Origin of the sequence: Cellulosilyticum ruminicola JCM 14822 (genome assembly GCF_001311925.1) — a bacterium.
In the GTDB taxonomy this organism is placed as follows: domain Bacteria; phylum Bacillota; class Clostridia; order Lachnospirales; family Cellulosilyticaceae; genus Cellulosilyticum; species Cellulosilyticum ruminicola.
Genome location: NZ_BBCG01000003.1, coordinates 117,228 through 124,899 on the forward strand (window position 1 = coordinate 117,228; position 7,672 = coordinate 124,899).

Consider the following 7,672-nt stretch of genomic DNA (forward strand, 5'->3'; position numbering starts at 1 on the left):
TTTTACCTCTTATACTTTAATGACTCATCCACTTTAATTTTTGTTTTTAATGCCGTTTCCTCTTGACTGCCTATATAACATGTAACTTCTACATAATCAGTATTGTAATTCCATGCTATATCAATTGCATCCACCATATCACTAATTAAATTTTGTGTCACACTATTATCAGCTCTATATAGCAAGCTATATTTTCCCTCATTCTTATTACTATTGGTATTTAACTTAATGCGTCCTTGCATACCATCCGCTGAATAAATCCGCATCTCTTTTAGTTTTCCTTCTATAGGGCAATCTTCTAAATTTCTATGCGGCTTAACTACTTGTTGTCCTTTTACAGTAGCTACTATAAACTCAATTTCTTCTGCATTCCTAATCTCATCCCTTATAAACTGACTTACAACCCTTGCCTCAGTATCATACATATTCTTTCTTTGAAAATTTTCTACATCTCTACAACTTTCATAAAAGAATCCCAATATACTCTGAAACAAATAAGCTGACAGTAAAATAACCATAACTGTTTCCAACAAACTATATCCTAAATCGCTCACCTTAGTATGTTTCATCTTGTTTAAATACCCACCATGTTTTTATAAAACTGCATAATCTGTTCTCCCCATAAAATCATAATCATCGTGCACCACATAGCCAAGGTCCAAAAGGATAAGCCTCACTTTTCCTACGTATAATATATAAAATAGTTCCTACTATTAATGCCATTACACTTGCTATCAGTAACATAATAATTAATTTTTCAATTCCCACATAAATTCCTAACATCCCCATAATACGTACATCTCCAAAACCTAAACCCTCTATTTTTCTTACTTTAAGAAACCACATATAAATTACATAAAAGAAACCATAGCCTAAAATGCCCGCTACAATACAGTCCCACAAATAAAACCAATCATAAAGCATAAGACTTAAAGCAGCTTTAAATCCAACACCTATTCCACTACCTATTAAAATAATAGAAGTTGGTAAAATCATAAACTTTAAGTCTACACATATTAATAGCATAAGTACACACCAAAAACTCATATTCATCCACATCATAAAGGATATACCATATTGTTTATAACAAAGTGTCCCCATTAAAAATATTCCTATTTCTATTGCTATAAAGCCCCATAAACATTGTTTCTTTTGAATAACACGACCTTCCATTTGCTTTATAACCCTCATCATGCAAATATTTAAAAAACAACCACTTATTATTCCTAGCACTATAAGTCCAACCACTTTCACTCCTCCTCTAAACATTCTAATAAGCTATGATTTAGGTAACGTAACACCTTTTTCACCTGATTTTACAATCCAAAATTCTTTATTAGGATCGCTCGTTCTTAACCGATTATAAACAGTCTCATTCACAACTAACACAAAATGTCTTAATTCATCAGAATACATGCACATGGCCCCATCTGTTTGAATGATAATCATATTATTCTTTAAATACTTATCATCTAAAAAATCTTCTTCTTTTAAAGCTTCAATTACTGATTGGTCTAACGGACTTCCCTTTTTAATTTTTCCTGGTTCAATACCTACATCTGCCTTATATAAATCTATCTGCTGCTGTAAGGCCTTAACTGTTGTAACATCTGATGTCAGCCTTGCTCTTGCAGATATGGTCGTAAATTGTGGTACTAATGTCGCCCCTAAAATTGCCATAATGGCTAGCACCACAATCAATTCTAGTAGCGAAAACCCATATTCATTTTTTCCACTTCTCATACCACTACTCCTAAACTATATTTCTTAAATTACTTATGCTATATAATTGCTGTAGCTGCTGAAAATATAGGCTGCATAATGGCTAACATCATACCACCTATAAGTACTGCAAGTATTAATGTCAAAGTTGGTTCAATTAAAATAATGCACTGCATCATTTGTGCATCCACTTCTTCTTTAAAATACATTCCGATTTTCCTTAACATTTCATCCACTTCGCCTATTTCTTCACCAATATAAATCATTTGAATAAGCATAGATGGACACACGCTACCTCCTTGCAATGCATTATGCAAACTACTTCCCTGATGTAAATAATGAATTGCATTTTCCAACTCATTTTGCATCACATTATTTTTAATGACCTTCTTAGTCATTTCCATAGCTTGCAAAATTGGAACACCCGCAGCAATTAACATAGACATTGTATTTGCAAAATTTACAGTTATTATTTTTTTATTTAAACATCCTATAATAGGTAATTTTAAGCTAAGACTATCTAAAATCACTTTACCTTGCTTACTTTTAGCAAACAAATAGCCTATGGTTAAACACACGCACAATGCTATCCCTATTTCTATACCATACTTCACAAAAAACTCACTTACAGCTATAACTATTTGCGTTGTTCTAGGAATTTCTGCTCCAGTTTCTGTTAGTAACAACATAAAATTAGGAATAACCTTTATCATTAAAATGATTGTTACAATTACAACAGCTCCTACTACGATCATTGGATAAATCAAAGCCTTTTTAATCTTGCTGTGCATCTCTAATTGCTGCTCAAAATGCATAATTACTTCCTTCAAACTCCCACACATATTACCAGAAGCTTCGCCACATGCAATCATACTTACTAAAAGCCTTGGAAAGACATTAGTTTCATCCATCGCTTCAGAAAAACTATATCCATTCATTAAAGCTGCATAAATCTGATTTAAACTTACTTTCATTCCTTTATCCCCACAGCTTTCTATGCAAATTTCTAAAGCCTTCGTAATATGCACGCCAGCTTGTAGCATAGCTAAAAACTGCTTACAAAACAAGTTAATTTCTTTTAAAGGAAGCTTTTCTTTTAAGACAACCCTTTTTTCCTCTATTTTTAGCTCCAACATCTTCTACTCCTTATATCAAATTCATTTGACGATTCAATATATCATTTTTTAAACTGTAGTTTCTAGCTGTATCTAATGTTATTTTATTTGACTTGCAAAGCCTTATAAGTGATTCTTCCATGGTCAACATACCTTGCCCTAAACTTGTTTGAAGCACTGAATAAATTTGATATACTTTTCCCTCACGAATAAGATTTTTAATGGCATCATTATTAATCATAAGCTCTACTGCCACCTCACGGCCCAATGTATCACTACTTTCTAAAAGCTGCTGCGAAATAATTCCTTTTAATACACTTGCAAACTGTACACATATCTGCTTTTGCTCATGAGGCGGAAACATACCTATGACACGTTCTACAGTTTGCTGGGCGCCTATAGTATGCAAAGTACTAAGTACCAAATGCCCTGTTTGAGCAGCTAATAAAGCAATCCTCATCGTTTCCAAATCTCTTATTTCTCCTAATAATATAACATCTGGGTCTTCCCTTAAGGCGGCTCTCACGCCGCTTGCGAAATTTAGGCAATCCACCCCTATTTCCCTTTGATTTAAAATACTTTTCTTAGATGTGTGCAAGAATTCAACAGGTTCTTCCAACGTTAAAATGTGTTTTTCCTTAGCTCCATTAATATAATCCACCATACTAGCGAGTGTAGTAGATTTTCCACTTCCTGTTGGGCCCGTAACAAGTATTAAGCCTGTGTTTTCCAACAAAGTCTCAAGCGTTTCATAAGGTAAACCTAGTGCTTTCATAGAAGGAATTTCATATTGAATAAATCTTAATGCAATACTATAACACCCTTTTTGTTTAAATATATTTACTCTAAAACGTGCCTTAGTTTTTAACATGTAAGCGAAATCCACTTCGCCTTCTTCACTCAGCTTCTGAATAAGCTGCTGATTGTCTCTAAGGAGCATTTTAACATACTGCATCATTTCTTCTTTAGTAATAGATGATAATCCTAATTTTATCAATTTACCATTAAGCCGCATTGTTGGTATATTATCTACTATGAGATGTAAATCTGATCCCTTCCTAGAGATGACTTCTTCCAATAAATAATTAATATACATCCTATTTCCTCACTTTTACTGCTTATAAGTTACCCTTAACATTTCTTCCATGCTTGTATCACCATTTAAAACATGCTCATAGGCGTTTTGCCACAAAGTGTGCATACCTTCTTCTTCTGCTATTCTTTGAAGAATTTCAGTATCCCTCTCACCTTTAGCAATCATTTCCTGAAGCTTTTGGCTAATCATTAAAATTTCATAAATTGCCATTCTCCCCTTATAACCTATGTGATTGCACGCTTTACATCCTTTAGGTTTATAAACCATTATGCCTTCTGGCACCTTATAAATAATTGCTTCAGTTGCAGTCACTTGATGTTTCTTACGACATACTGGACAAAGCCTACGTATAAGCCGCTGCGAAATAACCCCTTTTACTGCCGCTGCAACCATATAATCTTCAACCCCCATATCAATCAATCTAGGAATCGAACTAATTGCATTATTAGTATGCAAAGTACTCAATACTAAATGCCCTGTAATTGCTGCACGTATAGCAATACCTGCCGTTTCTTCATCTCGCATTTCTCCAATCATAAGTACATCAGGATCTTGTCGTAATATAGCACGCAAAACTTTACTAAAATCCAATCCTATTTTCGTATTAACTGCCACTTGACTAATCCCTTCTATTACATTTTCCACTGGATCCTCTACTGTAATCATATTAATGCTTTCATGATTTAACCATTTCAAAGACGCCGCTAATGTTGTAGATTTTCCACTTCCAGTAGGCCCCGTTAATAAAATAATACCATAAGGATTCTTAAGTAACTGTTTGATTTTTATATAGTCTTCCTCTTTAAAACCTATCTCAGAAAGCGTAAAGCCTCTATGATTACGATAAATAAATCTTATGACTGTTTTCTCACCATGAACAGTTGGTAAAATACTTACTCTAAGGTCAACTTGCTTCCCATTTATTTCTTGAAATATACGTCCATCTTGTGGTAATCTTTTTTCCGCAATATCTAAATTCGCTAAGACCTTAATACATCGTGTCATATTCTCTAATGTCTCGTTCTTAACTTCAGTAATTTTCCTGAGATATCCATCTATCTATAACGAATACGCGCACCCTTTTCAAACGGCTCAATATGCATATCTGAAGCCTCATTTAAAACACAACGTTCCAACAGATTATGAATAAGTTTCATAGAGGCACTAACTTCTTTATCTTCTATTTTATATTCCATATGTGCTACTGTTTCATCCCGTATTTCCTTTTCAAATTGATTCACAATGTTTTTGGTTTGTATAAATGAATAAAATTGTTCTATCATATACTGAATGTTTTTTTCTGAGGCGCGAACAGGTATGATTTCCATATTGGTACTAAGACGAAGGTCATCTAATGCATATATATTAAACGGATCTAACATGGCCACTTTAAGCTTATTATCAAACTTTTCAAATGCAATCATTTTATGCTTTCTTGCCAAAAATTCTGGTACTTTAGTAACACTTTCTAAATCAATCATCTCTTGCTCTAAATTTATTTCTTGCACATTTAAACCACTATAACTTGTTTTACTATTTTCTTCGTTCATTTATAACCTCCTTACAATTCATTATTTATTAGTAATAGCCTAAATTATTTTATATTTCCAAATTCTTCTTGTAATATATTATAAGCTTTTACAAATATTTTACAATACCATTTTCTCAATAATTTACATTTTTTCTTTATATTATTCATATTTCAATAAGTAATTAAAATTTTATTAAGTATATAATAACTTTTTGCATAAAAAATAGGGACTCTTCTAAGCCCCTTCAGATTGTTGACAAACGAATTTTTTGAAAATAATTTCATCAATTAAGTGAAGATTATTCAATGAAACCCATTAAAATAAGGGTAAAAAGAGCTATTTAAGCCTCCTTTTACCCTTATTTTCTATTTCTAGGCTATTAAAAGATTACAGAAAAGTTAATTGTCTACAGACTGTAGTGACTCTTCTAAGTCCCTTAATTGTAATTCAATTTATTTTTACACACTCTTAGTCCTTGATCATTTCCTACACCAGTTGGTTCAAATTTCCCTCTATAGTTAGTTTCACAACATCTTACATCACCGATAATACCACCACCCTTCCAAGCTCTATAGATTCCAGTAGGATTTTCAATATCTGCATACCAGTCAAAACACCATTCTCTTACATTTCCAGACATATCATATAATCCTAGCTCATTTGGCTTCTTCGCTTTGATAGGATGTGTTTTATTATTATTACTTTCGATCTTATTCCAATTCCAATCCCCTTCTAAATACTGATTTCCTGCATTTTGCCAATGCCAAGCAACTTCATCTGCATTTTCACTACCACTAAATTTAGTTCCTTTACTTTGACTGCCGCCACTTGCTGCATATTCCCATTCCTCTACAGTTGGCAAACGATAGCCATTTGCTTGTTGATTAATCGTAACTGTCCATTTTTGATTATCATACTCACATATATTTTCACTATCAAAAGTTTCTTGATCAATATTGTAATAAGGTTCTAAACCTTCCTTAAGACTTCTTAAATTACAGTACGTCACACTGTCATACCAACTTACCATTTCTACAGGTAAATCTTTACCTTTAAACTGAGAAGGATTTGTTCCCATAACTGTCTGCCACTGTTTTTGTGTCACTTCATGGGTGCTTATATAAAAATCAGTTATATTATTATCTCCTTTTATAAGTACAAATTCTTCATTTGGTTTATTAACGCACCCAATTAAAGTTAATCCGATGCTCACTAATAATAATAGTTTTTTGTTCATCTTCTATACCTCTTCTTTTATCTATAAATTAGTTACTAAATAATATCTAAATAATATGCAGGTAAGTTTTGATTTATTAAATTTTTAAATCCAAAATTTCTTTAATACATATGTATTAAAAAAATGCTTACCAAACTGTTACATTTGCATATCCACTGCTTTGATAACCTTCTACACATAAAGCTTGATATGACCAATTACTTCCAAGGTACATACCACATCTTTGCCAAGCATTAACATGATTTTGGAATGTAATTTGAGAATTTGTACCTGTTGGTCTCTTAGATTGTCTTACACTCCAATATTGTTGAAATGTTTGTGTACCATCAATTGAAGGCTGATTGTATCGCATTGTTGTATAAATATCATAGTTGCCACCATCACTATACACAGAACCCTTATAAGTACCAGTTGGTCTATATGTTCCCCAAGTATCTACAATATAATATTCAATAAGTGAATTTCTTGTCCAACCATAAAATGATAAATAACCATTTCCAGATGGTTGGAATGCACCAGCATTATATCCTACTACCCTATTAGGGGTTCCATAATTCCATCCTTTACCAACAACGAAATTTCCACAATTACTCCATGATACGCTGTAGTTACCACCTTGCCCATTTACTGCATTGACATATCCACCACCATCTGTCCAGTTCTGCCAATAATCTGTTGCTTGGACATTAGTTGCTAATGCCATTGTAGCTATACAAAATACAGTTAATAGTTTTTTACGTAATTTAGACATGATAAATCCCCCCATAATATATAGATTTAAACTTACCTACACATTATTTAAATATTATTTAGAGAATTTAACTTTAATAACACCTTAAATAAAGGTATTTTATCTAAAGTAAAAATACTTTTCATTTTTTTAAACTTCAACCTGTTATAAATATATTCATCTATTTTTAATTTATTACAACTTCATTTGTTTATTCACACATTATTTACACCTAGTATA

9 protein-coding genes are annotated in these 7,672 nt (G+C 32.4%); all 9 read right to left on the minus strand.

The window, feature by feature from the left end; translation table 11 throughout:
- Nucleotides 1-2: 2 nt before the first annotated feature.
- Nucleotides 3-569 (minus strand): PulJ/GspJ family protein, encoded by a 567-nt coding sequence (locus JCM14822_RS02220; RefSeq protein WP_054739250.1) that lies wholly within the window; start codon nucleotides 567-569, stop codon nucleotides 3-5.
- A gap of 64 nt (nucleotides 570-633) precedes the next feature.
- A complete protein-coding gene (locus JCM14822_RS02225) occupies nucleotides 634-1,248 on the minus strand; it encodes a prepilin peptidase (protein WP_054739252.1) in 615 nt (204 codons plus the stop codon).
- A gap of 30 nt (nucleotides 1,249-1,278) precedes the next feature.
- Complete coding sequence (locus JCM14822_RS02230; RefSeq protein WP_054739254.1) at nucleotides 1,279-1,743, minus strand: type II secretion system protein; 465 nt, start codon at nucleotides 1,741-1,743, stop codon at nucleotides 1,279-1,281.
- 38 nt (nucleotides 1,744-1,781) lie between these two features.
- Nucleotides 1,782-2,858 carry a type II secretion system F family protein gene (locus JCM14822_RS02235; protein ID WP_054739255.1) on the minus strand — a complete coding sequence of 359 codons (1,077 nt, stop codon included), beginning with the start codon at nucleotides 2,856-2,858 and terminating at the stop codon, nucleotides 1,782-1,784.
- A 10-nt stretch (nucleotides 2,859-2,868) separates the two neighbouring features.
- Nucleotides 2,869-3,933 carry a type IV pilus twitching motility protein PilT gene (locus JCM14822_RS02240; protein ID WP_054739257.1) on the minus strand — a complete coding sequence of 355 codons (1,065 nt, stop codon included), beginning with the start codon at nucleotides 3,931-3,933 and terminating at the stop codon, nucleotides 2,869-2,871.
- Between the two features lie 15 nt (nucleotides 3,934-3,948).
- Nucleotides 3,949-4,938, minus strand: a complete 990-nt coding sequence (locus tag JCM14822_RS02245) for a GspE/PulE family protein (RefSeq protein WP_054739258.1) — start codon at nucleotides 4,936-4,938, stop codon at nucleotides 3,949-3,951.
- Nucleotides 4,939-4,988: 50 nt separating this feature from the next.
- Nucleotides 4,989-5,483 carry a GspE/PulE/PilB domain-containing protein gene (locus tag JCM14822_RS02250; RefSeq protein WP_054739259.1) on the minus strand — a complete coding sequence of 165 codons (495 nt, stop codon included), beginning with the start codon at nucleotides 5,481-5,483 and terminating at the stop codon, nucleotides 4,989-4,991.
- Between the two features lie 418 nt (nucleotides 5,484-5,901).
- A complete protein-coding gene (locus tag JCM14822_RS02255) occupies nucleotides 5,902-6,702 on the minus strand; it encodes a formylglycine-generating enzyme family protein (RefSeq protein ID WP_054739260.1) in 801 nt (266 codons plus the stop codon).
- Nucleotides 6,703-6,829: 127 nt separating this feature from the next.
- Nucleotides 6,830-7,453 (minus strand): glycoside hydrolase family 11 protein, encoded by a 624-nt coding sequence (locus JCM14822_RS02260; protein ID WP_054739261.1) that lies wholly within the window; start codon nucleotides 7,451-7,453, stop codon nucleotides 6,830-6,832.
- Nucleotides 7,454-7,672: the final 219 nt, after the last annotated feature.